Source organism: Paeniglutamicibacter selenitireducens (assembly GCF_051550675.1).
Lineage (GTDB): Bacteria > Actinomycetota > Actinomycetes > Actinomycetales > Micrococcaceae > Paeniglutamicibacter.
Genome location: NZ_JBPULF010000005.1, coordinates 155,362 through 182,281, shown reverse-complemented (window position 1 = coordinate 182,281; position 26,920 = coordinate 155,362). Strand labels below are relative to the sequence as shown.

At 66.0% G+C, this 26,920-nt stretch carries 22 protein-coding genes; 4 read left to right on the top strand and 18 right to left on the bottom strand.

Annotated elements, in window-relative coordinates:
- Positions 1-12 precede the first annotated feature (12 nt).
- From dxr to ACSYDW_RS11165, 5 genes are all read right to left on the bottom strand, one after another.
- Positions 13-1,188, bottom strand: a complete 1,176-nt coding sequence (gene dxr, locus ACSYDW_RS11185; RefSeq protein WP_438338869.1) for a 1-deoxy-D-xylulose-5-phosphate reductoisomerase — start codon at positions 1,186-1,188, stop codon at positions 13-15.
- A gap of 210 nt (positions 1,189-1,398) precedes the next feature.
- A complete protein-coding gene (locus ACSYDW_RS11180; RefSeq protein ID WP_438338813.1) occupies positions 1,399-1,848 on the bottom strand; it encodes a universal stress protein in 450 nt (149 codons plus the stop codon).
- Entirely contained in the window at positions 1,845-3,392 is a 1,548-nt protein-coding gene (locus ACSYDW_RS11175) for a tripartite tricarboxylate transporter permease (protein WP_438338812.1), read from the bottom strand. The genes ACSYDW_RS11180 and ACSYDW_RS11175 overlap by 4 nt, the downstream gene beginning before the upstream one ends.
- The gene (locus ACSYDW_RS11170) at positions 3,385-3,891 is read right to left on the bottom strand and encodes a tripartite tricarboxylate transporter TctB family protein (protein WP_438338811.1); all 507 of its coding nucleotides are present in this window, start codon (positions 3,889-3,891) and stop codon (positions 3,385-3,387) included. The genes ACSYDW_RS11175 and ACSYDW_RS11170 overlap by 8 nt, the downstream gene beginning before the upstream one ends.
- Positions 3,892-3,893: 2 nt before the next feature.
- A complete protein-coding gene (locus ACSYDW_RS11165; protein ID WP_438338810.1) occupies positions 3,894-4,895 on the bottom strand; it encodes a Bug family tripartite tricarboxylate transporter substrate binding protein in 1,002 nt (333 codons plus the stop codon).
- Positions 4,896-5,076: 181 nt separating this feature from the next.
- Here ACSYDW_RS11165 and ACSYDW_RS11160 point away from each other — a divergent pair, with 181 nt between their 5' ends.
- Together ACSYDW_RS11160 and ACSYDW_RS11155 are read left to right on the top strand one after the other, a co-directional pair.
- Positions 5,077-6,756, top strand: a complete 1,680-nt coding sequence (locus tag ACSYDW_RS11160; protein ID WP_438338809.1) for an ATP-binding protein — start codon at positions 5,077-5,079, stop codon at positions 6,754-6,756.
- Positions 6,753-7,508, top strand: coding sequence for a response regulator (locus tag ACSYDW_RS11155; RefSeq protein WP_438338808.1), 756 nt, complete (start codon positions 6,753-6,755; stop codon positions 7,506-7,508). Before ACSYDW_RS11160 ends, ACSYDW_RS11155 begins: the two co-directional genes overlap by 4 nt.
- A 57-nt stretch (positions 7,509-7,565) precedes the next feature.
- Here ACSYDW_RS11155 and ACSYDW_RS11150 read toward each other — a convergent pair whose 3' ends face one another.
- Positions 7,566-8,096, bottom strand: a complete 531-nt coding sequence (locus ACSYDW_RS11150; RefSeq protein WP_438338807.1) for a MaoC family dehydratase — start codon at positions 8,094-8,096, stop codon at positions 7,566-7,568.
- Positions 8,097-8,191: 95 nt separating this feature from the next.
- Positions 8,192-9,355 carry an acyl-CoA dehydrogenase family protein gene (locus ACSYDW_RS11145; protein ID WP_438338806.1) on the bottom strand — a complete coding sequence of 388 codons (1,164 nt, stop codon included), beginning with the start codon at positions 9,353-9,355 and terminating at the stop codon, positions 8,192-8,194.
- A 240-nt stretch (positions 9,356-9,595) separates the two neighbouring features.
- Here ACSYDW_RS11145 and ACSYDW_RS11140 point away from each other — a divergent pair, with 240 nt between their 5' ends.
- The gene (locus ACSYDW_RS11140) at positions 9,596-10,210 is read left to right on the top strand and encodes a TetR/AcrR family transcriptional regulator (RefSeq protein WP_438338805.1); all 615 of its coding nucleotides are present in this window, start codon (positions 9,596-9,598) and stop codon (positions 10,208-10,210) included.
- A gap of 37 nt (positions 10,211-10,247) precedes the next feature.
- The gene (locus ACSYDW_RS11135) at positions 10,248-10,712 is read left to right on the top strand and encodes a GNAT family N-acetyltransferase (RefSeq protein WP_438338804.1); all 465 of its coding nucleotides are present in this window, start codon (positions 10,248-10,250) and stop codon (positions 10,710-10,712) included.
- Positions 10,713-10,834: 122 nt separating this feature from the next.
- Here ACSYDW_RS11135 and ACSYDW_RS11130 read toward each other — a convergent pair whose 3' ends face one another.
- The 11 genes from ACSYDW_RS11130 to ACSYDW_RS11080 all read right to left on the bottom strand — a co-directional run bounded on the left by ACSYDW_RS11130 (position 10,835) and on the right by ACSYDW_RS11080 (position 26,867).
- A complete protein-coding gene (locus ACSYDW_RS11130; RefSeq protein WP_438338803.1) occupies positions 10,835-12,535 on the bottom strand; it encodes an ABC transporter ATP-binding protein in 1,701 nt (566 codons plus the stop codon).
- Positions 12,532-13,611 (bottom strand): ABC transporter permease, encoded by a 1,080-nt coding sequence (locus tag ACSYDW_RS11125; RefSeq protein ID WP_438338802.1) that lies wholly within the window; start codon positions 13,609-13,611, stop codon positions 12,532-12,534. Before ACSYDW_RS11125 ends, ACSYDW_RS11130 begins: the two co-directional genes overlap by 4 nt.
- Entirely contained in the window at positions 13,608-15,125 is a 1,518-nt protein-coding gene (locus ACSYDW_RS11120) for an ABC transporter permease (RefSeq protein ID WP_438338801.1), read from the bottom strand. The genes ACSYDW_RS11125 and ACSYDW_RS11120 overlap by 4 nt, the downstream gene beginning before the upstream one ends.
- Before the next feature lie 117 nt (positions 15,126-15,242).
- On the bottom strand, positions 15,243-17,051 hold the full coding sequence (locus ACSYDW_RS11115; protein ID WP_438338800.1) for an ABC transporter family substrate-binding protein: 1,809 nt from the start codon (positions 17,049-17,051) through the stop codon (positions 15,243-15,245).
- A gap of 563 nt (positions 17,052-17,614) precedes the next feature.
- The gene (locus tag ACSYDW_RS11110) at positions 17,615-19,312 is read right to left on the bottom strand and encodes an ABC transporter ATP-binding protein (protein ID WP_438338799.1); all 1,698 of its coding nucleotides are present in this window, start codon (positions 19,310-19,312) and stop codon (positions 17,615-17,617) included.
- 5 nt (positions 19,313-19,317) lie between these two features.
- Positions 19,318-20,343: an ABC transporter permease gene (locus ACSYDW_RS11105; RefSeq protein WP_438338798.1), complete on the bottom strand. Its 1,026-nt coding sequence runs from the start codon at positions 20,341-20,343 to the stop codon at positions 19,318-19,320.
- Positions 20,336-21,262, bottom strand: coding sequence for an ABC transporter permease (locus tag ACSYDW_RS11100; protein ID WP_438338797.1), 927 nt, complete (start codon positions 21,260-21,262; stop codon positions 20,336-20,338). Before ACSYDW_RS11100 ends, ACSYDW_RS11105 begins: the two co-directional genes overlap by 8 nt.
- Before the next feature lie 183 nt (positions 21,263-21,445).
- On the bottom strand, positions 21,446-23,089 hold the full coding sequence (locus ACSYDW_RS11095) for a peptide ABC transporter substrate-binding protein (RefSeq protein ID WP_438338796.1): 1,644 nt from the start codon (positions 23,087-23,089) through the stop codon (positions 21,446-21,448).
- A 264-nt stretch (positions 23,090-23,353) separates the two neighbouring features.
- Positions 23,354-24,736, bottom strand: a complete 1,383-nt coding sequence (locus ACSYDW_RS11090; RefSeq protein ID WP_438338795.1) for a dihydrolipoamide acetyltransferase family protein — start codon at positions 24,734-24,736, stop codon at positions 23,354-23,356.
- On the bottom strand, positions 24,733-25,740 hold the full coding sequence (locus ACSYDW_RS11085) for an alpha-ketoacid dehydrogenase subunit beta (RefSeq protein ID WP_438338794.1): 1,008 nt from the start codon (positions 25,738-25,740) through the stop codon (positions 24,733-24,735). Before ACSYDW_RS11085 ends, ACSYDW_RS11090 begins: the two co-directional genes overlap by 4 nt.
- Complete coding sequence (locus ACSYDW_RS11080) at positions 25,737-26,867, bottom strand: thiamine pyrophosphate-dependent dehydrogenase E1 component subunit alpha (RefSeq protein WP_438338793.1); 1,131 nt, start codon at positions 26,865-26,867, stop codon at positions 25,737-25,739. Before ACSYDW_RS11080 ends, ACSYDW_RS11085 begins: the two co-directional genes overlap by 4 nt.
- Between the last annotated feature and the right edge of the window lie 53 nt (positions 26,868-26,920).

Sequence of the window (26,920 nt, the reverse complement as noted above, 5' to 3'; positions counted from 1 at the left end):
AAAGAAGAATGCTCACAGTGCTTCCAAACGCTTGGTGGCGGCGTTTCGTGCCCACGCCTCGGCGGCAAGCACCGCGTCGAGGTCCAGGGTGCCGGATTCAGGGGTGTAGGTCTGCAGGATGGCCTCGACGGTCTCGACGATGTCCGTGAAGCGGATGGACCCGGCGTGGAACGCCTCGACGGCTTCCTCGTTCACGGCGTTGTAGACGGCCATGTGGGTGGGCGAGGCGGAGGCCGCCGCCTTGGCCAGCTCGATCGCGGGGAACGCCGCGGCATCCAGCGGCTCGAAGGTCCAGGACGCGGCGCCCGACCAGTCGCAGGGGGCTGCGGCGCCCGGGACTCGGTGCGGCCAGCCGATGCCCAGCGCGATGGGCAGCGCCATGTCGGGCGGGGAGGCCTGGGCGATGGTGGAGCCGTCGATGAACTCCACCATCGAGTGAACTATCGACTGCGGGTGCACCACGGCCTCGATGCGCCCCAGCGGCACGTCGAAGAGCAGGTGTGCCTCGATGACCTCCAGGGCCTTGTTGACCATCGTCGCCGAATTGGTGGTCACCACCTTGCCCATGTCCCAGGTGGGGTGGGCCAGCGCCTGCGCGGGGGTGACGTCGCGCAGGGCCTCGCGGCTCCAGCCGCGGAAGGGGCCTCCGGAGGCGGTGACGATGAGTTTGCGGACCTCGTCCGGGGTGCCGGAGCGCAGCGCCTGGGCCAGCGCGGAGTGTTCGGAGTCCACGGGCACCAGCTGCCCGGGGGCGGCTGCCTGCTTGACCAGTTGGCCGCCGACGATCAGCGATTCCTTGTTCGCCAGCGCCAGCAGGTGCCCTGCCTTCAGCGCCGCGAGCGTCGGGGCCAGGCCGATGGAGCCGGTGATGCCGTTGAGGACCACGTCCGCCTCCGGGAACGCGGCGATGTCCGCCGCGGCGTCGGGGCCGGCGAAGAGCACCGGTGCGTAGCCGGTGGTCCCCGCGGCATCCGCTGCAGCGGCGATGGCACCGGCGAGCGCGTCGAGGTCCGGGTTCGCCGAGCCGACGGCCGGGGCGCGGGTGGCGACGGCCTGGCGCGCCAAGAGGTCGAGGTTGTGGCCGCCGGACAGGGCGGCAACGGCGAAGCGGTCGGGGGCCGCGGCGATGACCTCGAGGCCCTGGGTGCCGATGGAGCCGGTGGACCCGATCAGCGTGACGCGCCGGATGCTGCCGGGCGCTGGCGGGACAAAGGTCGTGGAGGGCTGCACGGTATTCACCAGTCCATTATGGTCGCTGTTCCTGTGCCCTCCCAATGAGCCACGGCCGAACGTGGCGTTCCGGAGGCCGGCGGGCACGGGCACGGCCCGCGTCCTGCACCTTGGGGGCGGTGCAGGACGCGGGCCGTGCCGCTGGGGGGCGCCCGGCGCCGAGTGGTATCAGGCCTTGACGGCCAGTACGTTGCACTCGGCCTGCAGCAGGATCCGTTGGGAGTCGGACCCCATGAGCACCTTGCCCACCGGGGAGCGCCGCCGTACCCCTATCACTATCAGTTCGGCCCCGGACTCCTCCGCTGCGGCTATCACGTCGTCGGAGGCCAGCTGGCTGGAGGTGAACTGCCGCACCTCGTGCCGGATCCCGCTGCCCGCGAGCGCGGCGTGCAGCTGTTCCAAGTCCCCGGCGAACGCGTAGTTGGGGTCGACGGTGCGGTCGGCGCGGGTCGAGTTGACGACCAGCAGCCTGGCTCCGCGGCGCCGGCACTCGGTGATCGCCGCTTCCAGTGCCGCTTCCCCCAGCCCGGTGGGGACGTAGCCCAGCACCACTGTCCCGCCGTGCTGGTCTTCCCCGCGTGGTTGGCCCGTCGCGCTTGCTTCGTACTTCCCGCTCATTTTGCCTCCTCGGCAACCGGTTCAACCTGCAGGGTTTCCATCCGCCGCTGCGCCCGCTTGATCAGGAACGAGGCGGCGAACATGAGCACCAGTGCCCCGTAGACCACCCAGGTGAATGGCGTGGAGACAAGGGCCATCGGGTCGTTCTGCGAGATCTGCAGGCCGCGGCGCAGCTGCACCTCGAACATCGGACCCAGGATCATGGCCACCACCATGGGCGCCACCGGGTATCCGTACTGCCGCATGAAGAAGCCCAGCACGCCGATGACCAGCAGGATCACCACGTCCAGCGTGGCAAAGTTCAGCGAGTAGGCGCCCAGGGCACCGAAGACCAGGATCCCCGCGTACAGGTAGGGCCTCGGAATCTGCAGGATCTTCACCCACAGGCCCACCAGCGGCAGGTTCAGCACCAGCAGCATCAGGTTGCCGATGTAGAGGCTGGCGATCAGCGCCCAGACCAGCGCCCCGTTGGTTTCCATCAGCAACGGGCCCGGCTGGATCTGGTAGCGCTGGAAGGCCGTGAGCATCATCGCCGCGGTGGCCGTGGTGGGGATGCCCAGGGTCAGCAGCGGCACCAGCACGCCGGCGGCCGCCGCATTGTTTGCGGCCTCGGGCCCGGCGACGCCCTCGATGGCGCCGCGCCCGAACTGCTTGCGGCGTTCCCCCTTGGCCAGTTTCCGCTCGGTGGCGTAGGACAGGAAGGTGGAGACGTCGGCCCCGCCGGCGGGGATCGTGCCGATCGGGAACCCGATGAACGTTCCTCGCAGCCACGGCTTCCAGGACCGTTTCCAGTCCTCGCGGCCCATCCAGCGGGCGCTGTTGCCGGAGGAGGTGCCCATGCCCATGACCTCGATGGGCCCCTTGCGCATGCGCGCCGCCACGTAGAGCGCCTCGCCCACGGCGAAGAGCCCCACGGCCACCAGCACCACGTCGATGCCGTCGGTGAGCCCGGCGAACCCGAAGGTGTAGCGCTGCTGGGCGGTGGTGTCGTCCACGCCGACCAGCCCGATGAACAGGCCCAGGGCCAGCGAGGCCATGCCGCGCAGGATCGAGGAGCCCAGCAGGGCGCCGATGGTCAGGAACGCGACGACCATCAGGGCGACGAAGTCCACGGGTCCGAGGTTGATCGCGAAGTCCACGATCACCGGGGCCAGGAAGGTGAGCAGCACGGTGGCGATGGTGCCGGCGATGAAGGAGCCGATCGCCGCGGTGGCCAGGGCCGCTGCCCCGCGCCCGGCCTTGGCCATCTTGTTGCCCTCCAGCGCCGTGACGATGGAGGCCGACTCCCCCGGGGTGTTCAGCAGGATCGAGGTCGTCGATCCCCCGTACATGCCGCCGTAGTAGATGCCGGCGAAGACGATCATCGCGGCCGTGGGCTCGAGCGAGTAGGTGATGGGCATCAGCAGCGCCACGGTCATGGCGGGCCCGATGCCCGGCAGCACGCCGACGGCGGTGCCGATGAACACGCCGAAGAGCGCGTAGAGCAGGTAGATGGGTTGGGCCGCCGTGGCGAAGCCCTCGAGCAGCAGGTTCAGGTTATCCATGCAGGATTTCAACGCCTTCCAGCAGCGGCCCCGGCGGGAGGGACACGCCCAGCAGCCCGCCGAAGAGGTATTGCAGCACCAGCGCCAGCACCGTGCCGATCAGCACCGAACGCCAGAACGGCTTGGCACCGAGCGACCAGGCGGCGCCTATGAACAGCGCCGCGGCGGCCACCGGCCAGCCGGCGGGTTCGATGAGCATGATGTGGATGATGACAAAGAATGCGAGCTTGCCGATGGTGGCCCAGTCGGTGCTGGCGTCCGCGTCGATGTCTTCGCCGTCCTCGGCAGCACCGAGCCGGCCCCGGAGGGCCTGGTAGACCAGGCCCGATCCGAGGACCAGCAGCAGTGTGCCCACGATGTAGGGGAAGGCCCGCGGGCCCATGCCGAACTCCAGGTCCGGGACCTCGATGGTCCCGGCAAAGACGACTCCCGCTGCACCCAGGGCGACGAAGACCAACGCAAAGAGAACTTCTCCGAGGTTCTTCTGCGCGGTCTGCACGGTTACTTGACCAGGCCGATCTCGGTGAGGGTGGTCTTGACCGTGGCGATGTCCTCCGTGAGGAAGGTCTTGAACTCCTCGCCGGCCAGGAACGCATTGTCCCAGTTGTTGTCCTTCAGGGTCTTGGCCCAGGCCTCGGACTTGTTCAGCTCGGTGGCCATCTCGGTGAGCTTGGCCGCCTGCGCCGCGTCGATGTTGCCCGGGGCGACGATGCCGCGCCAGTTGGTCAGCACCACGTCGATGCCCTGGTCCTTCAGCGGCTTCACGCCCGGCAGGGCCGGTGCCTCGGTCGGGCCGGAGACGGCGAGTGCACGGACCTTGCCCGCCTTGACCTGTTCGGCGTACTCGCCGACCCCGGAGATGCCCGCCTGCACCTTGTTGCCCAGCAGTGCCGCCAGCGACTCGCCGCCCCCGGAGTAGCCGATGTAGTTCAGCGACTCCGCGGAGATGCCCTCGGCCTTCAGGATCTGGCCGATCAGGATGTGGTCGGCGCCGCCTGCCGAACCACCGGTGACGGCAACGCCCTTGCCCTTGGCCTGGATGTCGGCGACCAGGTCGTCGATGCTCTGGTAGGGGCTGGATGCGGGTACAACCACGACCAGCGGTTCCTCGGTCAGCCGGGCGATCGGGGTGGTGTCCTCGAGGCGCGAGGCCGAGTTGTTGGTTTCCACGGATCCGACCATCACGTAGCCCATGACCATCAGGGTGTTCGGGTCCTTTTCGGTGGCCAGCTTGGCCAGGCCGTTGGTGCCGCCGGCGCCGCCGATGTTCACCACGCTGGCCGAACCGACCTGCTTGTTGGCCTGCAGGTCCGCCTGCATGGCGCGGCCGGTCTGGTCCCAGCCGCCGCCCGGGTTTGCCGGGACGATGATGTTCAGCTTCTTGATTCCGTCCGCAGCCTCGCTCGAGCCGGCGGAGCCGCCGCAGGCCGAGAGGGTCAGGGCAGCCGCGGCCACCGCAGCGGCAAGCGCCGAACGCCGGGTCATGGAGATTCTGGTTTTCACTGTGGGAACTTCCTTGTTCATGGGTGCGAATGGGGGCACCGGGGGTGTGTTGCGGATCACCATCGGTGCGAGCTCGAGGCTACAAAGCCGTCGGCGCCGGCCGGAAGCATGTGGTGGTAGTGGTGGTATTGGTCGTTTTGGTCGCGGGCCCCAGGGCTTGCGGACATGCGAAAATGGTGTGATGTTCCGCACCCCGTCGCTTCGCACCCACCTGATGCTGCTCCAGGTGGGCATCGTCTTCCTGGTGATCTCGGTGGCGGGCATCGTCGCGGCAATGCTGCAGGCCGACTCCATCCGCGACTCGCACCGGGCCCGGATGATCGGGGTTGCCGAATCCGTGGCAACGCTGCCCTCCGTCATCGAAGCCTTCGACGACGCGGACCCGGCGCACACCATCCAGCCCATCGCCGAACTCATCCGGCAGGCCTCGGATGTCACATACGTGGTGGTCACCGACGCCGGGGGCATCCGCTATTCGCACCCGAACCCCGAGCGGATCGGGGAACCGGTCTCCACGGACCCCTCCGTCCCGCTCTCCGGGGAGGTGTTCGTGGGCACCGAGGTGGGAACCCTGGGCACCTCCTGGCGCGTCAAGGTCCCGGTGAGGATCGACGGGAAGGTTGCCGGCACCGCGTCGGTCGGCGTCCTGGAGTCGGAACTGACCGCCGACTTGCTCGAGCGACTCCCGGTCCTGGTGGGCTGGCTGATCGGTGCCGCGGTGGTGGGGGCCCTGGGGGCCTTCAGCATCTCCCGGCTGGTGTGGCGGCGCATCCACCGGCAGGAACCCGAGCAGATCGCCGAGCTGCTGCAGTCGCGCGACGCCCTGCTGCACGGAGTGGGCGAAGGGCTGATCGCCACCGACGCCGCCGGGACCATCACGCTTGTCAACGACGAGGCCAAACGGCTGCTGGACCTGCGCACCGAGGTGCTGGGCCGCAAGGCGGCCGACGCGCTCGAGGCGCCGATCGCCGCACTGCTGGCCGAGCAGCCCGAGGGCGCCCCGGCCGAGGGTGGGCAGCTGGTGCTGGCCGGCGAGCGCGTCCTGCTGGCCAAGGTCTCCGGAGGCACCGTGGGCGGCTCCCGGGTGGGCTCGATGCTGCTGCTGCGCGACCGCACGGAGCTGCACGGGGTGCTGCGGGACCTCGGCGGCGCGCGAGACACGACGCAGGCGCTGCGCGCCCAGGCCCACGAGTTCTCCAACCGGATGCACGTGATCTCCGGGCTGCTGGAGCTCGGGCAGGTGCGTGCCGCCGCCGACTTCATCGGCATCGCCGACACCTCCGGATCCCCCACGGGTGCCGAGGCGCTGGCCTCCGTCGGTGACCCCGAACTCGGGGCGCTGCTGCTGGCCAAGGGCGCCATCTGCCGGGAAAAGGGCATCGAACTGGTCATCGACGACGAGTCGGCGCTCTCCCACTCGCAGCCGGCGCTGAGCCGGGACCTGATCACCATCCTGGGGAACCTGCTGGACAACGCCATCGAGGCGATAGTGCACCAGGGCCGCATCGAGCTGCTGGTCAGCGAGGAGGCGGACGCGAGCCTGCTGATCGAGGTCCACGACGACGGCCCCGGGATCGAGCCGCGCCTGCGCGAATCGCTCTGGGACCTGGGCGCCAGCACCAAGGGTGGCCCGGGCAGCGGCAGCGAGCCGGCGGCCCGCGGCATCGGCCTGGCCCTGGTCCACCGCGTGGTCACCCGGCGCCGCGGCAGCATCACCGTCGGCACCTCCGACCTCGGCGGGGCCGCTTTCACGGTTCTGCTTCCCCCGCCGGCGCTCCCCCGTCCCCTGCACCCCGCGGCGCACACCACCGAACACAACACTTCACACACCGTTGCATCCCACGCACTAGGAGCACCATGACCCCGATCCGCACAGTGGTCATCGACGACGACCCGGCCGTGGCGGGGGTGCACCACGGGTTCCTGATGGCGCACGGCGCCTTCGAGGTCGTCGGCACCGCGCACACCGGAGGCGGGGGGCTGGAAATGGTCAGGGCCCTGCGCCCGGACCTGCTGCTGCTGGACATCCACCTGCCGGACCTCAGCGGCCTCGAAGTGCTGGCCCGGGCGCGGGCCGATGCCGGCGGCGAGCAGCTGGATGTCTTCGCTATCACCGCCGCCCGGGAGCTGTCCACGGTGCGCGGCGCGCTGGCCGGCGGCGTCATCGAGTACCTGGTCAAGCCGTTCGGTTCCGCCGAGTTCCGCTCCCGGCTGGACAACTACGTGGCGAACCGCTCGGCGCGGCTGAGCCTGGGCGGCCCCGGGCGCGGGCTGGACCAGCAGAGCATCGACAGGCTGCGCTCCACGGTGCAGCAGGCGGGCCCCGTGCCGCAGGCCACCCACTCCCCGGCCGCGTCGCAGGCGGCACGGCCGTCCCCGGTCCAGCCGCCCAAGGGCCTGTCCCGGACCACGCTGGATGCCGTGACCGAGCTGCTGCGCACGCCCGGGGCCGACTACTCTGCCGCGGAGCTTGCGGCCGAACTGGGACTGGCGCGGGTCAGTGCCCGGCGCTACCTGGAGTTCCTGGTCTCGGTGTCCAAGGCGACGCTGACGCCCAGGTACGGGAACGCCGGGCGTCCGGAGAACCGCTACACCTGGAACCGCCGGGCGTGAGCCGGGTCCCGGCTCCCCGAATGGCGCTACCGCCGAAGGGAGCCAGCCCGTGCCGCCTCAGGTCCAGTCGGGGTCTTCCCAGGAGCCGGCCCGCTGTTGCAGGTGCGCCTCGCGGGTGAACATCAGGCACACGCGCGTCGCCTCCCCGACGATCACGCCGTCCTGGTTGCGGCCCACGTGGTTGAAGGTCGCCACCCCGAGCCCGGGGCGCGAGCCGGAGGGGCGCAGGTCCACCACGGAGGTCTCGGTGTAGAGGGTGTCCCCGGGGTAGAGCGGGTGCGGGAAGCGGATGTCCGTGAGCCCGAGCTGTCCCACCAGGGTGCCCTGGGTCAGCTGGGCGACCGATTGGCCCACCATCGTCGCCAGGGTGAACATCGAATTCATCAGGCGCCGGCCGAAGGGCTGGGTCGCGGAGAACGCAGCGTCAAGGTGCAGCGCCTGGGTGTTCATGCTCAGCGTGGTGAACAGGACGTTGTCTGCCTCGGTCATGGTCCGGCCCGGGGAATGCACGTACACGGCATCCAGGTCGAGCTCCTCGAAGTACAGCCCGCGCTGCTCGATCCTGCGGCCGCTGTCGTCCTCTGCCATGGCGTCGTCCCTCCCGTTCCCTGTTCCCCCGCATGCGGGGAATTCGCGTATGCGTATCCTACAAAGCCGGGTGCCACCCGGCGCAAGGCCCCGCCCTACAAGCCCAGCGAGCGCGCAATCAGCATCAGCTGCACCTGGGTCGTGCCTTCCCCGATCTCCAGGATCTTCGAGTCCCGGTAGTGCCTGGCCACCAGCGACTCGTTGATGAACCCGTAGCCGCCGAAGACCTGGGTGGCGTCCCGGGCGTTGTCCATGGCCGCCTCACCGGCAACCATCTTGGCGATCGCCGCCTCGGTCTTGAAGTCCTTGCCGGCCAGCATCCGTGCCGCCGCCGCGTAGTAGGCAAGCCGGGAGGTGTGCACGCGCGCGGCCATCCGGGCGATCATGAAGGAGATGCCCTGGTTGGACCCGATGGTGTCGCCGAAAGCGGTGCGGGTCTTGGCATAGGCGACGGCCTCGTCGAGGCAGCCCTGCGCGGCCCCGGTGCCCAGGGCGGCGATGGCGATGCGTCCCTCGTCGAGGATGGAGAGGAAGTTCGCGTAGCCCCGCCCGCGTTCGCCCAGCAGGTTCTCCTCGGGAACGCGCACGTCCTTCAGGCTCAGCGGGTGCGTGTCGGAGGCGTTCCAGCCGACCTTGTTGTAGGCCGGCTCGACGCTGAAGCCGGGGGTCGGCCGCGGCACCAGGATCGTGGAGATCTCCTTGGCCTGCGTCCCGTCAGGGCGCGTGGTGTTTCCGGTGACGGCGGTGGCGGTCACCAGGGTGGTGATGTCGGTGCCGGAGTTGGTGATGAATTCCTTGCTCCCGTTGATCACCCACTGCCCGTCCTCCAGCGCGGCCTTGGTCTGGGTTCCGCCGGCGTCGGAGCCGGCCCCGGGCTCGGTGAGGCCGAAGCCTGCCAGTTCCTCGCCGGCGCACAGGGCCGGAAGCCAGCGTTCCTTCTGTGCCTCGGTGCCGAAGCGGTACACCGGCATGGCCCCCAGGCTGACTCCCGCTTCGAGGGTGATGGCCACCGACTGGTCGACGCGGCCAAGCTCCTCGAGGGCCAGGGCCAGGGCGAAGTAGTCCCCGCCCATTCCCCCGTACTCCTCGCTGAAGGGCAGGCCGAACAGGCCAAGCTGCCCCATCTGGGCCACGACGTCGTAAGGGAAGGTGTGCGCGGCGTCGTGCTGCGCCGACACCGGCGCCACGACCTCGTTGGCGAATTCGCGCACGGTGTCCACAAGCTGCCGGTATTCCTCGTCGAGCTCAAGGTCGATCACGTCCCTGCCCCTTCCTAAGGCGCGCCGGCGCGCGAATCGACTGGGGTTTGTCGGTTCTTCGACACCGGACTGTAAAGCTCTTGGGCTTTGCCAAGTGACCACGTATTGTTAGTGATCATTAACTGAATCCGAGGCTAGTGTCGCACCGCACACTTGTCCAGCATTCGCAAAGAATTGATTCGGCGCCACCGGCCCGGCCGGAATCCGGCTCTCGGTGGCACTAAGGAGCTTCACCCACCCATGAATGCCTCGTCTTTGACCCCCGCCTCGACAGACCGGGACCGCGCCAAGGCGCAGCGGCGCCAAGACCTCCTGGTCGAAGCCACCCGGCTCTTCGCCATCCGCGGGTACGCGGGCGTCTCCCTCGAGGACCTGGGTGCGGCCTGCGGCATCAGCGGACCCGCCGTCTACCGGCACTTCTCCGGCAAGTCGGCGGTGCTTATCGCACTGCTCGTCGGGGTCAGCCAGGACCTCCTCAAGGGCGGCAAGGAGGTGCGTGCCGAGGGAGGCACCCCCACGGAGGTACTGGACCGTCTCATTGCCTTCCACACCGACTTTGCGCTCTCCCGGCCCGACATGATCCAGGTCCAGGACCGCAACCTCGAGGCCCTGCCCGAGGCCGAGCTCCACCTGGTACGAAAGTTGCAGCGCGAATACATCTCCTTGTGGACCGAGCAATTGCACCTGATCCACCCCGAGGAATCGGCACCCGTCATCCGTTTCCGGGCCCACGCTGCGTTCGGCCTGCTCAATTCGACGGCGCACTCCGCCCACTCGCCCCGCACGTCCAAGAAGGGCCTGCGCAAACTGCTGAACCAGATGGCGACAGCAGCCTTGTCCACCCCGGTAGGCTAGGGGCAAGTCGATCAATACATATAGAGAGGCAGTGACCGTGCAGCTACGGCCCATACAGCCAGAAGACCTTGACCAGTTCTTCGAACACCAGCAGGATCCCGAAGCCAACCTCATGGCAGCGTTCACGGCCCGCAATCCGGCCGACCGCGGCGTCTTCGACCACCACTGGAACCTGATCCTCAACGACCCCTCGGTCATCGTGCGCACCATCGGGCACGAGGGCGAGGTCGCCGGTTCGATCTTGGTCTTCGAGAACGAGGACGTTCCGGAGATCAGCTTCTGGACCGCACGCCGTTTCTGGGGCAAGGGAATCACCACCTCGGCGGTCGACGCCTTCCTGGCCGAGTACACCAAGCGCCCGCTGCGCGCCCGGGTCCCGCAGGACAACATCGGATCCATCAAGGTCCTGGAACGACGTGGTTTCAAGGTCGTCGATGAGTCCTCTGACTTCTCCAACGCCCGCGCAGCGGTCGTCAAGGAATTCATCATGGAGCTCGCCTAGCCACTCCCCCGCATTCTTAAAGCTACGGCCGGATATCCCCCCAAGGATATCCGGCCGTAGCTTGTTCTTTTGCGCTGCTTCACGGGTCGGCGGCCTTCGCCGCCGACCCGGCGGAGAACGGGTCAGTTCCCGTCTTCCACGTCCATGAGCAGTCGGCGTGCCTCGCGGCGCAGGGCCTGCTCGCCCGGCTCCGGAACCGGCGCGGCGGCAAGCAGCTTGCGTGTGTAGTCCTCGCGCGGCGCGTGCAGGACGTCCTTGACGCGGCCCTGCTCGATCGCCTTGCCGGACTTCATCACAACCACCGAGTGTGCCAGCAGGTCCACGACGGCCAGGTCGTGACTGACGAACAGGCAGGCGAACTCATAGCGTTCCTGCAGTTCCTGGATCATGTCCAGCACCGCGGCCTGAACCGAGACGTCCAGCGCACTTGTCGGCTCGTCGGCGATCAGCAGCTCCGGGTCCAGGGTCAGCGCGCGGGCGATGCACACGCGCTGTCGCTGGCCACCGGAGAGTTCGTGCGGGTAGCGGTTGATGACGGAGGCCGGCAGGTGCACGGCTTCCAGCAGCTCGACGGCGCGCTTGGTGCGCTCGGCGCGGCTTCCGACCTTGTGCACCACCATGGGTTCGGTGATGCAGTCGCCGATCGGGAAGCGCGGGTTCAGCGAGGCGGCCGGATCCTGGAAGATCACGCCCATCTTCGCCCGGACCGCGCGTGCGGCCTTGGGACGCAGCTTGGTCAGGTCGGTTCCCTGGACGGCGAGCTTGCCCGATGCCACGGGCAGCAGGCCCAGCACCGCCTTGGCGACCGTGGACTTGCCGGATCCCGACTCGCCGACGATGCCCAGGATCTCACCGCGGGCGATCTCGAACGAGACGTCATCCACCGCGCGGAACTTGGTCCCCCGCATGTCGTACTCCAGGACGAGGTTCCTGGCCTCGAGCACCAGCTTGCGTTCCGGCACCGCCACCGGGGCCGGCGCCGGAGCCTCGCCACCCTCCAGGTCCACGACTTCGAGCCGGGGAACAGAGGACAGCAGCTTCTGCGTGTACGGGTGCCGCGGGGCGTTGAGCACCTGGTCCACAGTGCCGGTCTCCACCAGCGAACCGCGGAACATCACCGCCACGCGGTCGGCCAGGTCCGCCACGACGCCCATGTTGTGCGTGATCAGCAGGATGCCGGTGTTCAGCTTGTCCTTGAGCTCGCGCAGCAGGTCCAGGATCTCGGCCTGCACCGTCACGTCGAGCGCGGTGGTCGGCTCGTCGGCGATGATGACCTTCGGGTCGCAGGAGATCGCCATGGCGATCACGATGCGCTGGCGCTGGCCGCCGGAGAACTGGTGCGGGTACTGCTTGATGCGTTTGGCCGGATCCGGGATCCCGACCATCTCGAGCAGCTCGATCGCGCGCGCTGTTGCTTCCTTGCCGTAGGCCAGCCCGTGCAACTCGAGCGACTCGGTGAGCTGTCGCTCGACGGTCAGCACCGGGTTCAGCGCCGTCATGGGCTCCTGGAAGACCATGGCGATCTCGGTGGCGCGCATCTTGCGCATCTTGGCCTCGGGAAGCCCCACGACGTTGATGCCGCCGACCAGCGCCTTGCCGGTGATGTTCGCGTTCGAGGGCAGCAACCCCATGGCGGCGGTGGAGGTCACGGACTTGCCGGAACCCGATTCGCCGACAAGTGCCACGACCTCGCCCGGGAAGACTTCGAGGGACAGGCCCTTGACCGCGTGGACCTCGGAAAACTCGGTGTCGAAGACGACGTTCAGGTTCTCGAAGCTCAGCGCCGTGCCGGGCGCGGCTTTCACGGGTGCTTGGATGCTCATGCGAGTTCCTTCTTCTGGCGGCGCTTTGCCTTGCGGGTCTGGCGTGGGTCGAATGCATCGCGCAATCCGTCACCCAGGAAGTTCACGCTCAGGGCGATGGCCACGATGATCATGCCCGGCCACCAGAACAGCCACGGGCGGGAGGTGAAGGCGTTCTGGTACTCGCTGATGAGCAGGCCCAGCGAGGTTTCCGGTGCCCGCACGCCGAATCCGAGGTAGCTCAGCGAGGTTTCCAACAGGATTGCACCGGCGATCGCGAAGGTGGCATTCACCACGATCACGCCGACGGTGTTCGGCAGCAGGTGCTTGAAGATCACCCGGCTGGTCTTCGATCCCATGGCCTGGGCGGCGGACACATACTCACGCTCGCGCAGGGTCAGGATCTCGCCGCGTACCAGGCGGGCCAGGCCCGTCCAGGTCAGGATGCCCAGCATAAAGGCCAGGGCAAAGATCGAACCGGAACTGTTGCCCACCATCTGGCCGAGCACTGCGGCAAGTACCAGCAGCGGGATCACGATGAACAGGTCGGTCATGCGCATCAGCACCTCGTCGACCCAGCCACGGAAGTACCCGGCCAGTGCGCCGACGATTGCCCCGATGAAGGTCGAGATGGCACCCACCACGACCGCGATGATGATGGACTTCTGCGTGCCGCGCATGACCAGGGCAAAGTAGTCCTTGCCGGTGCTGTCCTGCCCGAACGGGTGGTCGCCGAATGCAATGCCGTTGCCGCCCAGCCAGGTCGGCACCAGGCTCATGGTCGGCACGCCGCCATTGACGATGGTTCCGGACTTCAGGTAGCTCTGGTTCCACCATCCGGGGATCCCGGCGAACCCGATGGACGTGAAGGCGACAACGGTGATGAAGACCAGGATCACGGAGGCGATGATCGCCGGCTTGTGATTGAGGAAGCGGCGGCGGATCAGTTGGGCCTGGCTCTTGGAGTGGGAAGACTTCCTGGCCAGTTGGGCGTCCTCGACCTCGACCAGGGAGACGAGCTGCTGTTCGTTGGGTTCCATTTCGGAAATCATGCTCGATGAACCTCGTAGTTCCTCGTTGTTCTGGTGCCCGCTCATACCCGGATCCTCGGGTCGAGCACTGCGTAGAAGATGTCCGCAAGCATGTTGAAGAGAACTGCTGCGGTGCCGGTGACCAGGAAGAAGGCCATGACCGGCGCGGGGTCGACGTTGTGGAGGCCGGTGCGGAACATTTCGCCCATGCCCTTCCAGCCGAAGACCGATTCGGTGATGACGGCCCCGCCGATCAGGCCGGCGAAGTCGAATGCGGCGATCGTCGCGATCGGGATCAGCGCGTTGCGGAAGGCATGGCGGAAGATCACGGTGCGTTCGCTCAGTCCCTTGGAACGTGCCGTGCGGATGTAGTCCTGCTGGCCGACCTCGAGCATCGAGGTACGGGTGTAGCGGGAGTAGCTCGCCAGCGAGATCACCGCGAGCAGGATCGTCGGCAGGATCAGCTGCGCGCCGCGGTCCAGGAAGACCTCCCAGAAGCTGCCCACGAAGTCGGGGGTCTGCGAGCCGATGGTTCCCACGGGTCGCGGCTTGAGTTCCAGGAACCCTGGCCAGGCGCGGAAGATGTGGTCGATAACCGTCAGGCCGGCGACGGCCAGGCCGGTGAAGGCGCTAACCCACATGGCGATCTTGCGGACGCGTCCGCCCATGTAGTAGCCGATGGCACCGGGAATGGCCATGGAGAGGATGCCGCCGACGATCAACACCGGAGTGCTGGGCGCCTCAAGCAGCGAGAAGGTGGCGTAGTAGAGGATGATGCCGAGGCCCACGGTAATCAGGGCCGGGTAGAGCACCGCCTTGTTGCGCACGCCCACGGTCATGGCCGTGCCGCTGAGGGCAACCGCCAGCGAAAGAATGACGATCCCCACCAGTCCGAGCTGCGGGTAGCGGAAGAAATTGAGCCACAGCAGGTACGGGATGGCTACGCCAACGAACACCGCGGACACGGCGAAGGTCGCAATGCGGCGCTTGACGCTGCCGGCCAGGAAGACCTGCATAAGGAAGCCGAACAGGACGGCGATGAAAACCGTCTGCAGCGGAGTTACCGAGGGTTCCTTGATCCAGTTGTTGTAGCCGATGGCCATGTATTCCTTAAGCATGACTGCTGCCCAGAAAACCGGAAGGGAGAAGAAGAGGAAGGTCAGGAACGTGACGCCGTAGTCCAGACCGGAGTACTGGCGCACTGCGGTCAGCACGCCGATGGCGATGCCGAAGACGGCTGCCAGGACGGTGGCCAGGATGACCAGGCGCAGGGTGGATGAGGCGGCCGCGCCCAGCAGGCCGGTGACTTCCACACCGTTGATGTTGGTGCCCAGGTCGCATTGCAGGGCGAAACACTTGCCAACGCCCGCCAGCCAGTCGAAGTACCTCAGGTACCAAGGCTGGTCGAGGTTCATGTACGCGGTTCGTTGGGCCATCAGGTGATCGCGGTTATCGGCGACGCTCTCCCGCAGGTTCGCCAACGGGTCCCCGGAATTGATCACCAATACGTATAGAAGGAAGGAGGCGGCGAGCAAAATGCCCACCGAGGCCCCCAGCCTTTTGAGAATGAATTTCAGCACTGCAACTACTTACCTTTCCGTCATGATCCGCCCCGGTCAATGGTGGTGACAAGGGCGTGTGGGGCCCGGCGTAAATGCCGAGCCCCACACTAAGACGCCGGAATTGCCGATGGGCAATTACTCAGCGCGGACCCACTGCTCCGCGTTCCAGACGATCTGCGACTGGGTGGCGGTGTGGCGCACGTTCTTGATCTTGGCCGAGGAGGCCGAGAGTCCTGGGTGTGCGAATACCGGGATGCCGAAGAGGTTGTCCCACAGCAGCTTCTCGATGTTCTTGGTTTCGGTCAGGTGCACGGCCGGGTCCATCGAGGTAGCCAAGCGGGTCCATGCCGCATCGACTTCCTTGTTGGAGAACTCGCCGTAGTTCTGCGGCTTGCCGGTGGCGTAGATGTTCTGGCCCGAGGTGATCTGGCCGGAGCCGGCCCAGGCGAACAGTGCCACGTCGTAGTCGCCGCGTTCCTGGGTTCCGCCCGGGGCGAAGAACTTCGGGTCGGCGCCGTCGATGATCTCGAAGCCTGCTGCGTCGCAGGAGGACTTGATCATGGCGACTTCGTTGGCACGGCGCGGGTTCGGGGCCGAGTAGCCGATGCGCACCTTGGTGCCCACGGCGTTCTGCTCCTCGAGGATCTTCTTGGCGCCCTCGACGTCCACGGTGTCGTAGCGTCCGTCGTAGGAGAAGCCAACGATGTCCTTGTAGTTTTCCTGGAACGGGAACACTTCGCGTGCGTTGAGCACCTGTGCTTCCGGGTTCAGCGGCTTGATCAGGTTGTCAACGATTTCCTGGCGTGGAACACACTTGGCAAAAGCTTCGCGCAGTTCCAGCGAGTCCTTGAAGACGGCCTTGTCGCGGAAGTTGAAGTCCAGGTGCTCCCAGGTCATGGTGTCACCCTGCTGGATGTTGACCTTCTCGCCGAGGTTCTTCAGCTGGGACAGGGTGTCGATGGTCGGCTGCGGGGCAATGACGTCGAGTTCGCCGTTGTCCAGTGCCTGCACCATGGCGTCATCTGCCAGGAAGCGGTAGGTGAGGTTCTTGGTGGCGGCAGGGGCGCCGTAGTAGTTCTCGTTGGCTTCAAGGGTTACCGATTCGCCGGCGTTCCAGGTCTTGAGCTTGTACGGGCCCGAGGACGGAATCAGGTCGGCTGCAGGAAGCTCACCCGGCTTGGTGGTCCAGCCGGTGTTCCAGAACTCCGCTGCCTTGGTGAGCTTTGCGGCGTCGTTGTCGCGGATGGCTGCGACAAGGTCGGCGGTGGACAGGCCGCCCTGCTTGGCCACAACGTGGGCCGGGGTGGTCATCCAGGTCTGGATCTGCCAGTCCGGATCCGGGTTCTTGAAGGTGACGGTGAATTCCTTGCCGTCGGCGGCGCCTTCCGGGCCCTTGGGGACGGTGTCGCCAAGATCGGCGGAGACTGAGTCGAACAGCGGCGCATCCTTGGCGTTCTTCAGGTTGGCATTCTGGGTTGCCCAGGCCAGCGCGGCATCGGCGACGGTGATCGGGGTTCCATCGGACCACTTCGCGTTCTCGGCGATGGTGTACTTGATGGTCAGCGGGCTGTCGCTGACCTTTTCGTAGGAACCGAGGTCCTTGTTCTGGTAGATCTTGCCGTCGGTACCGAAGTACGAGAAGCCAGCCAGGACGCGGTCGGTGATGGCCGAGTTGTACGTGCTGTAGGTCTGCGGGGTCAACGAGTTGTAGCCGATGAACTCCGGAGCACCCACGGAAACCTTGACGGTTGCGTCGGCGGTGGTGATTCCCGCCAGGTCGGCAAGGCCGCTGTCTGCCGGTTCTACGCTGTTGGTGCCGCTGCCGGTTGCTGACGGTGCTGCTGAACCCGATGGTTCGGCCGGGCCGCCCGGTGCACAAGCAGTCAGTGCCAGTGCGAGTGCAGCACCTACTGCGACGGCCTTCGAAATACGCTGAACACGCATTTCCCCTCCTTATAGCTTGATGTTCGATATGCCGAGCCAATACCCGGACGCGGCCCACGCGACGTGCGCTAGCCCACATCAAAGAACCCTAGCGTCGATCACTCCACTTGGATATAAAAATGTCGTTTCAGATTTGCAACGACTTTGTTGACCTAGATCAACCCTCGGATCGCGTAACAAAAAGTCTCAAAACGTGATCCACGCTACAGCCCCGAAAACTCAAGGATTTCTTTCACGTTGGCGTTTGCCAATTACTACCCACGGGTAGGGAAACACGGGGTGGTCGGCTTTATAACAGTTTGGAAACAGGGCCCAAAATGAAGGTTGGCGCCCCCTTCCTCGCGCGGCAGATGTCGAAAATCGGCATGCGACATGGGTCATCGAAATGACCCTTCAAGCCGCCGTCAGCGGCCGCCCCATCCGGCCCGCGTTCCGTGTGGAGACTCACGGCACGGCTCCGTCCACCTGGCGTTTCGACTTAAACGGCATAGGGGACGAACCATGTGGTTCGTCCCCTATGCTCGGGTGCGCCGCGGGCCTGGGCCCGTGGCAACTGCCTGCTGCTAGAGCAGCAGGGTGGCACCCGGGATTGCCTGCAACAGGTTGCGGGTGTAATCGCTCTTCGGGTTGTTGAAGACCTCGTCGGTCGTAGCCTGCTCGACGATGCGGCCGTTCTGCATGACGCAGACGTCATCCGCAATCTCGCGCACAACGGCAAGGTCGTGCGTGATGAACAGGTAGGTCAGCCCCAGGTTCTCCTGCAGCTCGTTGAGCAGCTTCAGGATCTGGGCCTGGACGAGGACGTCCAGCGCCGAGACCGCTTCGTCACAGATGATCACTTCGGGCTTCAGCGCCAAGGCACGCGCGATGGCGATGCGCTGGCGCTGTCCGCCGGAGAGCTCGTTCGGGAAGCGGTGCATCGTTGCCGATGGCAGCGACACTTGGCTCAGCAGCTCCTTGACCCGGGCCTGGCGGGACTTTGCATCCCCGATGCCGTGGATGCGCAGCGGTTCCTCGATGGTCCGGTAGATGCTGAACATCGGGTCCAGGGACCCGTAGGGGTCCTGGAAGATCGGCTGCACCCGGCGGCGGAAGGTGAACAGTTCCTTTTCGGAAAGCTTGCTCATGTTCGCACCGTCGAAGGAAATCGAGCCGGAGGTGGGCTTCAACAGGTTGAGCACCATCTGGGCGACGGTGGACTTGCCCGAACCGGACTCGCCAACGATCGCCGTGGTGGTGCCGCGCTTCACCGAGAAGGACACGTTGTCCACTGCGGTGAAGTCTTCGCTGCGTCCCAGGCCCTTGCGGATCTTGAAGACCTTGGTGAGGTCCTTGATCTCCAGCACGTTGTCGGTGTTGCGGGGGTGCTCGGGCTTGACGACGGCGTTGAGGTCCTCGGCCACCTCAAGCGGCTTGGACTGCAGACGCTTGGAGGCCAGCGACGGAGCGGAAGACACCAGACGCTGGGTGTACGGGTGCTGCGGGTTGCGCAGGATTTCCAGCGCTGGGCCGGATTCCACGACCTGACCCTTGTACATCACAACTACCTTCTCGGCGCGCTCCGCTGCCAGACCCAGGTCGTGGGTGATCAGCAGCACGGCAGTGCCGAGTTCGGTGGTCATGGTGTCCAGGTGGTCCAGGATCTGCTGCTGGACGGTAACGTCCAGCGCGCTGGTCGGCTCGTCTGCAATCAGCAGGCGCGGGCTGCACGCCAAGCCGATGGCGATCAACGCACGCTGGCGCATGCCGCCGGAGAACTCGTGTGGGTACTGGTTGGCACGTCGCGCAGCATCCGGAAGACCGGCGTCAGCGAGCACCTGTGCCACGCGTTCCTTGGCGTTGTTGCCTGCCAAGCCATTGGCCTTCAGGGTTTCCTTGACCTGGAAACCGATCTTCCACACGGGGTTGAGGTTGGACATCGGGTCCTGCGGAACCATGCCAATCGAGTTGCCTCGGAGTTCAACGATGCGCTTTTCGCTGGCGTGGGTGATGTCCTCGCCGTCGAAAATGATCTGTCCGTCGGAAACACGGCCGTTGCCGGGCAGCAGGCCGATGGCCGAAAGTGCCGTCGTGGACTTGCCGGATCCCGATTCACCCACGATGGCAACCGTCTCGCCCGGCATCACCGTCAGGTGCGCGTTGCGCACCGCGTTGACGGGTCCGTCCGGGGTGTCGAAGGTGATGGCCAGGTTCTTGATTTCCAGCAGGGGTCGCTCGAGCTCGGATTCGCTCACAGTTCGATCCTTCGTTTGTTCAGTCATGGCCGTTATCCCTTGCGTGCCTTGGGATCAAGCGCGTCACGCACGGCGTCGCCGAGCATGATGAAGCTCAAGACCGTGATCGAAAGGGCCAATGCCGGCCACATCAGCGTCGACGGGTTGTTCCGCAGCGATGTCTGCGCGTTGGCAATGTCGTTGCCCCAGCTCATGACTCCCTGAGGAAGACCGATGCCCAGGAAGGACAGCGTCGCCTCGGCCACGATGTAGGTGCCCAGCGAGATCGTCGCGATGACGATGATCGGCGAGAGCGAGTTCGGCAGCACGTGGTTGACCAGCGCGCGGAACTTCGAGAGTCCCAGCGACCGCGATGCCTTCACGAAGTCCGCACCGCGGGCCTCGATCACGGCCCCGCGGGTGATGCGGGCCATCTGTGGCCAACCGAAGGCGGCCAACGTGAAGATGACGGTCCACACGCTGCGGTTCTCGCGGAAGGCAGGAAGCTGCATGATGATGATGGCGCCGAGGATCAGCGGGAGGGCAAAGAAGATGTCACCCAGGCGAGCCAGGATGGCGTCAAGCCAGCCGCCGTAGTAGCCCGCGAGGGCCCCCATGACGCCGCCGATGATGACAACGAAGATCGTGGTGAATACGCCAACGAACAGCGATGCGCGAGCGCCGTAGATGATGCGCGAGTAGACGTCGCATCCCTGCAAAGTGAAGCCCAGCGGGTGCCCGGGCTGCGCCGGCTCATTGGAGAATGCCAGCTGGCAGGCATTGTTCGCCGTTGGATCCAGCGAGGTGAACAGCTGCGGGAAGGCTGCCACGACAACCACCAACAGGATCAGGATTGCGGAAACAATGAACAACGGCTGCTTGCGCAGCGAGCGCCAGGCCTGGGCCCACATGCTCATCGGCTGTGCGCTTTCGTCGACGAAGTCGACTGCCTGAAGCGGCGTGTCCTCCAACGGCGCTACGTAATGCTCGATCTTGCGCGTCGAGACCTTGCCGGCGCGTCGAGTCTCCGAGCCTCCATTGGTCGGTTCGATGATTTCAGGGGTTGGGTTCTCAGACATACCGGATCCTTGGGTCGAGCCACGCGTAGAGCAAGTCCACGACGAGGTTGGCCAGCACGAAGACGAGTACCAGAACACCGACAACAGCTACGACTGTCGGGGTTTCGCCCTTCCTGATGGCGCTGTAAAGCAGGTTTCCCACGCCGGGGACGTTGAAGATGCCTTCGGTCACGATCGCGCCACCCATGAGTGATCCAAGGTCGGCACCCAGGAAGGTGACAACGGGGATCAGCGAATTGCGCAGGATGTGTACGCTGACCACGCGACGACGGGACAGGCCCTTGGCCGTGGCCGTGCGGACGTAGTCGGCATTCTTGTTTTCGATGATCGAGGTTCGCGTCAGTCGCAGCACGTAGGCCAGCGAGACCAAACCCAGGACCAAGGCAGGAAGGATCAAATCGCTCCACGGGGCACCAACGCCTACCGTGGGCTTGGCCCATTCCAGCTTCACGCCAATCACGAACTGGAGCACGAAGCCCAACACGAAGGTGGGAACGGCGATAACCAGCAAGGAGGCGACCAAGACAGTGGAGTCAAAGAGCTTGCCCTTACGCATGCCGGCAATGACGCCGAACAGAACGCCGAAGACGGCTTCGAAAGCCAACGCCATAATGGCAAGGCGTGCAGTCACAGGGAATGCGCGAGCCAGGACATCGGATACCTGCTGGCCCGAGAAAGTCTGGCCGAGATCGAAGGTGACCAACGACTTCAGGTAGAGCCCGTACTGGACCCAGAACGGCTGGTCCAGGTTGTACTGGGCCCGTAAGGCGGCCTCGACGGCTGGTGCCATCGGCTTGCCACCGGAAAGCGCGGCGATCGGGTCGCCGGGTGTTGCGAAAACCAGGAAATACACCAGCAAGGTGGCCCCGATAAACACCGGGATCAACTGCAGGAATCTCCTGAGGGTAAACATAATCATGGGGATGTCCTCCAGATGGACACCGGCAGGCGGGCTGCCTTCATTGTTCCTCTTTTCCGTCGGCTTGTAGCCGGGACGTCGAGACCACGAGGTGTGGTAAACGAGTTTAGAGGGAGACCGGGTTGTGGCCTCCCTCTAAACTCCCTGACACTAATATTTCAAGCTACTGCTTTTCAGCAGGAACTACTTGGCGGTGACTGCGTAGTAGAGCGGAACGCCGTTCCAGCCGAACTGAACACTGTCAACGTTGTTGCTCCAGCCGCCCTGGGCTGCCTGGTACCACAGCGGGATGACCGGCAGGTCCTTGAAGAGGATTTCCTGGGACTCGTTGAAGATCTTGTTGCCTTCTTCAACGCTGGTTGCGGAGAGGCCTTCGGCCATCTTCGCGTCAAATTCCTTGGAGGAGTAGTTGCCGTCGTTGGAACCTGCACCGGTGCCGTACAGCGGGCCCAGGAAGTTGTACAGCGACGGGTAGTCTGCCTGCCAACCGGTACGGTGTGCACCGGTCATTTCCTTCTTGTTCACTGCTTCGCGCAGTTCCTTGAAGGTTGCGTACGGCTTCGGCTCTGCGTTGATACCCAGGGTGTTCTTGATCTGGTTCACAGCGGCTTCGACGTATTCCTTGTTGCCGGCACCGTCGACGTTGTAGGCAATGGTGAACGGCTTCGAGTCGTCCCAAGCCTGGATGGCGTCGGCCTGCTTCCACAGTTCCTGGGCCTTGGCAGCGTCGAACTTCAGGACCTCGTTGCCCGGGATGGCGTCGGAGAAGCCGTCGATGACCGGTGAAGTGAAGTCGGTGGCGATCTTCTTGTTGCCGAAGTAGATCTTGTCGATGATCTGCTGGCGGTCGATCGACATCGAGATTGCCTGGCGGCGCAGCTTGCCTGCTTCGCCTGCGAACTGCGGCAGGTAGTCGGAGATGGTCAGCGTTGCGTTGCCGGCGTACGGCTGGTTGACCGAACGGCCCTTGAGCTCTTCGGCAAAGTTCTGCAGCGAGCTCGGCGGGATCTGGTCCAGCACGTCCAGGTTGTCTGCAAGCAGATCCTGGTAAGCGGCCTCGGTGGTCGAGTAGATCTTGAAGTTCACGCCACCGTTGACTGGCTTGCGTGGACCGACGTAGTCCGGGTTCGGCACCAGCTGGATCTGCTCGTTGTGCTGCCAACCGTTTTCGGCCAGCTTGTACGGGCCGTTGCCTGCCGGGTTCTGGCCGAAGGCCTTCGGGTCGGCGAATGCGGCTTCCGGAAGCGGGAAGAAGGCGGTGTAGCCAAGGCGCAGCGGGAAGTCGGATTCCTTGCGTGCAAGCTCGACAGTGAAGGTGGTGTCGTCGACGACCTTCAAGCCTTCCATGGTGTCGACGGTTGCACCCTCGGCGCTGACCTTGTCGTAACCCTTGATGGATTCGAAGAAGTAAGAGTTCTTCTGTGCGTTCTTGGCAGCTGCACCGAAGTTCCAGGCGTCAACGAACGACTTGGCCGTCACGGCTTCACCGTTGCTGAACTTCTGGCCGGCCTTGATCTTGATGGTGTAGTTCTGGGCGTCGGTGGTCTCGATGGACTCTGCCAGTTCGTTGACCGGCTTGCCATCGGCACCGTAGCTGACCAGACCGGTGAAGATCAGGTCCATGACACGGCCGCCGCCAACTTCGTTGGTGTCAGCAGGAAGCAGACCGCTCTCCGGCTCGGTAGTGTTCGCGGAAATGACCTTGGTGGCATCGCCACCGCCCGTAGTTGCGCCGGCGCCGCCACCGTCGCCGCCGCCGCATGCCGACAAAGTCAGGGCCAGAGCTGCGGAAAGCACGACGGCCTTCGAAGCACGGTTGAAACGCATACTGTCTCCTCAACGAGTTGTTGGTTGGAAATGGAGTGGAGTGTAGTGACGGATCTACCCGGCCCTGAGGGGCTGGTGAATCAAATCACGTACATGTGAGACTACCCACAAATCTCTGAAACAACTAATGAACGACTCCGCAAGAACCCAATCGTAATAAACCTGCAATCAACCGAAAGTGTGCACTGCCGCACACCGGCGTTCCGACCCAGGGCCCCGTTTTTCCCCGGAAAACCGGGGAAAAACGGGGCCCTGGAAGCCTGCTTAGACCACTGTGATGAGCATGCCCGGGTCCTGAAGGATCGTCCCGAGCTCGGTCAGGAATTTGGCTCCCTGTTCCCCGTCGACCACCCTGTGGTCGAACGAGAGCGAGAGGGTCACCACATGGCGCAACGCGACCTTGTCCCGGAACTCCCAAGGCATCTTCCGCACCTGGCCCAGGGCAAGGATGCCGCTTTGCCCCGGCGGCAGGATCGGCGTGCCGGCATCGATGCCGAAGACCCCGATGTTGCTGATGCTGAAGGTGCCGCCGGCAAGCTGCGCCGGAGTGATGCTTCCCTCCCGCGCGGCCCGGGTCAGCCCGGAGATCTCCCGGGCCAGGTCCAGCAGGTCCAAGTCCTGTGCAGCGTGCACGACCGGGACCATCAGGCCGCGGTCGGTGGCTGCGGCAATGCCGAGGTTGACGTAGCGGAACTCGGTGATCCCACCGGCCTCGGGATCCCACCGGGAATTTAGTCCCTGGTGGCGGGACAGTATCGTCGAGACAGCCTTGGCCACCACTGTGGTGAATGTGAGCTTGGTGCCGGAAAACTGCGGTGCCTGGCGAAGCCGGGCCAGCAACTCCATGGTCTCTGTGACATCCACACTGAGGAATTCCGTCACGTGAGGGGCGCTGAACGCGCTGGCCACCATCGCCGTGGCCGTCGCCTTGCGCACCCCGTGCACCGGGACCACGCGCTGGCGCTCGCGGTCCGTGGTCGTCGTGATCGGGACACCTGGCGCGGGAACCGACGGTGCCTGTGCGGCTGCGTCGGGCACCGATTCGTTGGCGTGCAGGACATCCTGGCGGGTGATCAGCCCGCCGGGCCCGCTGGGGTGCACCCCATGCAGGTCCACGTGCAGGTCGCGGGCCAGCTTGCGCACCGGGGGCCGGGCGAGCAGGTGCCCGATCCCCCGCGGCCGCCCGCCGTCATCGGCATCGGCGGGGGCAGCGGCATCGGGGACGGTGATGACGGTTGCGGTGGCGATGGCCGAGGGCTCTCCGGCCGACCGGGCGGCAGAGCGTGTCCGGCGTGCCGGCCGGTCGGTGGATTCGACGGCGGCGCCGTAGCCCACCAGGGTCGGCTGCCGCCCGGCGGGAGCGCCGGCCGCGGGTCCGCCGGTGGCCCCGGCCGGGGCCTGGACCTCGAAGGAGATGATCGGCTTGCCGACGTCCACCACGGCGCCGACGGGCTCGAAGACCCGGGTGACGACGCCACTGAAGGGCGATGGCAGTTCCACCACGGCCTTGGCGGTCTCCACCTCGGCGATCACCTGGTTCAGTTCCACGGTGTCTCCCACGGCGACCCGCCAGGAGAGGATCTCCGATTCGGTCAGGCCCTCCCCCAGGTCCGGCAGGTTGAAAAGTTTCTCCATGGTGGCGCTCATCCGTCCTCTCCCAGGTGTGCTTCGCTGCGGCGCATGGCGCGGTCGACCCCGTCGAGCATGCGGTCGAGGTCCGGCAGGTGGTGGTGCTCGAGCTTGGCGGGCGGGTAGGGGATGTCGAATCCCGTGACCCGCACCGGGGCGTGGTCAAGGTTGTCGAAGCAGCGCTCCGTCAGGCTCGCCGCCAGCTCCGCGCCGATGCCCGCGAACTTGCCGGCCTCGTGCGTGATGACGACCCTTCCGGTCTTGCGCACCGATGCGGTGAGGGTCTCGAAGTCCACCGGGTCCAGGCTGCGCAGGTCGATCACCTCGATGTCGATCCCGTCGTCCTCGGCCGCGGTTGCCGCATCCATCGCGGTCTTCACCAGCGGGCCGTAGGCGATGAGCGTCAGGTCGGCACCGGGACGCACGACACGCGCCCGGTAGAGCGAATCCTCCCCCGGCGCCGTGTCCAGGTCCACCTCGCCGCGCTGGTGGTAGCGGCGCTTGGGTTCCAGGAAGATCACCGGGTCGTCGTCGGCAATGGCCTGCTGCAGCATCCAGTAGGCGTCCTCCGGGGTGGACGGGGCGACCACGCGCAGCCCGGCGGTGTGCGCGAAGTAGGCCTCCGGGGATTCGGAGTGGTGTTCCGGGGAGCCGATGCCGCCGCCGAAGGGGATCCTGATGGTCACCGGGAGCTTGACGTTTCCGCGGGAGCGGTAGTGCATCTTGGCCAGCTGCGCGACGATCTGGTCGAAGGCCGGGTAGACGAAGCCGTCGAACTGGATTTCCACCACGGGCCTGTAGCCGCGGAAAGCCAGCCCTATCGCCGTGCCCACGATGCCGGACTCGGCCAGCGGGGTGTCGATGACCCGGTGGGCGCCGAAGTCCTTCTGCAGCCCGTCGGTGATGCGGAAGACGCCGCCGAGCTTGCCGATGTCCTCCCCCATCAGCACGACCTTCTCGTCGTGCTCCATGGCGGCGCGCAGCCCGGAGTTCAGGGCCTGCGAAAAGGTGAGAGTCTTCATCGGGTGACCTCCGAGTGCGCCGCAAAGCTGTCAAGGTAGAGCCCGTATTCCTCGCGCTGGGCATCGAGCCAGGAGTGGGAATGGCTGTAGACGTTGGCGAAAAGGTCATCGACGGAGGGGTCGGGCATGGTGGTGATGGCCTCGCGCAGGCCCGCGGCCAGGGAATCGGCAGCCGCGCCGGCGCGCAGCTTCAGGGCCCCCAAGTCCGCACCGAGCGAATCCAGGTGCGCGGCAATGCGGTCCAGCGGGTCCTTGGCCGCCCACTCCTCCAGCTCGAGGGCGTCGCGGTAGCGGGTCGGGTCGTCCGCCGTGGTGTGGGCCCCCATGCGGTAGGTAACGGCCTCGATGAAGGCCGGGCCGGTGCCGCTGCGCACGTGGGCGAGCGCCGCACGGGTGGCGGCCATGACCGCGAGCACGTCGTTTCCGTCGACCCGCCAAGTGGCCAGGCCGAAGCCGCGGGCTCGGTCCGCGATGTACCCGGTGGTTTGCCGGGTGACGGGTTCGGAGATGGCCCAGTGGTTGTTCTGGCAGAAGAAGATCACTGGCGCCTGGTAGCTGGCGGCGAAGACCATTGCCTCGTTGACGTCGCCCTGGCTGGTGGCGCCGTCGCCGAAGTAGGTGATGACGGCGGAGGCCGAGCCGTCGAGCTTCAGGCCCATGCCGTAGCCGGCGGCGTGCAGCGTCTGGGCGCCGATCACGATCTGCTGGTTGGCCATGTTGACCTCGTAGGGGTTCCACCCGCTGGGGGCGGCCCCGCGCCACATGCGCAGCAGGTCGTGCGGGTCCACGCCGCGGCAGTAGGCCACCCCGTGCTCGCGGTAGGAGGGGAAGATGAAGTCCCCAGCCTCCAGCGCGCGGCCCGACCCGATCTGGGCGGCTTCCTGGCCCAGCAGCGGCGCCCAGAGGCCCAGTTCGCCCTGGCGCTGCAGCGCCGTGCCTTCCTGGTCCAGGCGCCGGATGCAGGCCATGTCCACATAGAGGTCTTCGAGGGCCCGGAGGTCGATGTCGCCGACCCGGTCATCGAGCTCGGGACAGGGTATCCGGGCCCCGTCGGGGCCGATGATCTGGAGGTATCGCTCGGGCCCGTCGGGGGCCGGAGCGTCAAACGTCTTGGACACGGTCGGCATCCTTCTGCGTTGCGGGGGCCCGGAAAACGCGCCTCCTGTGGGACGGGCGCTTC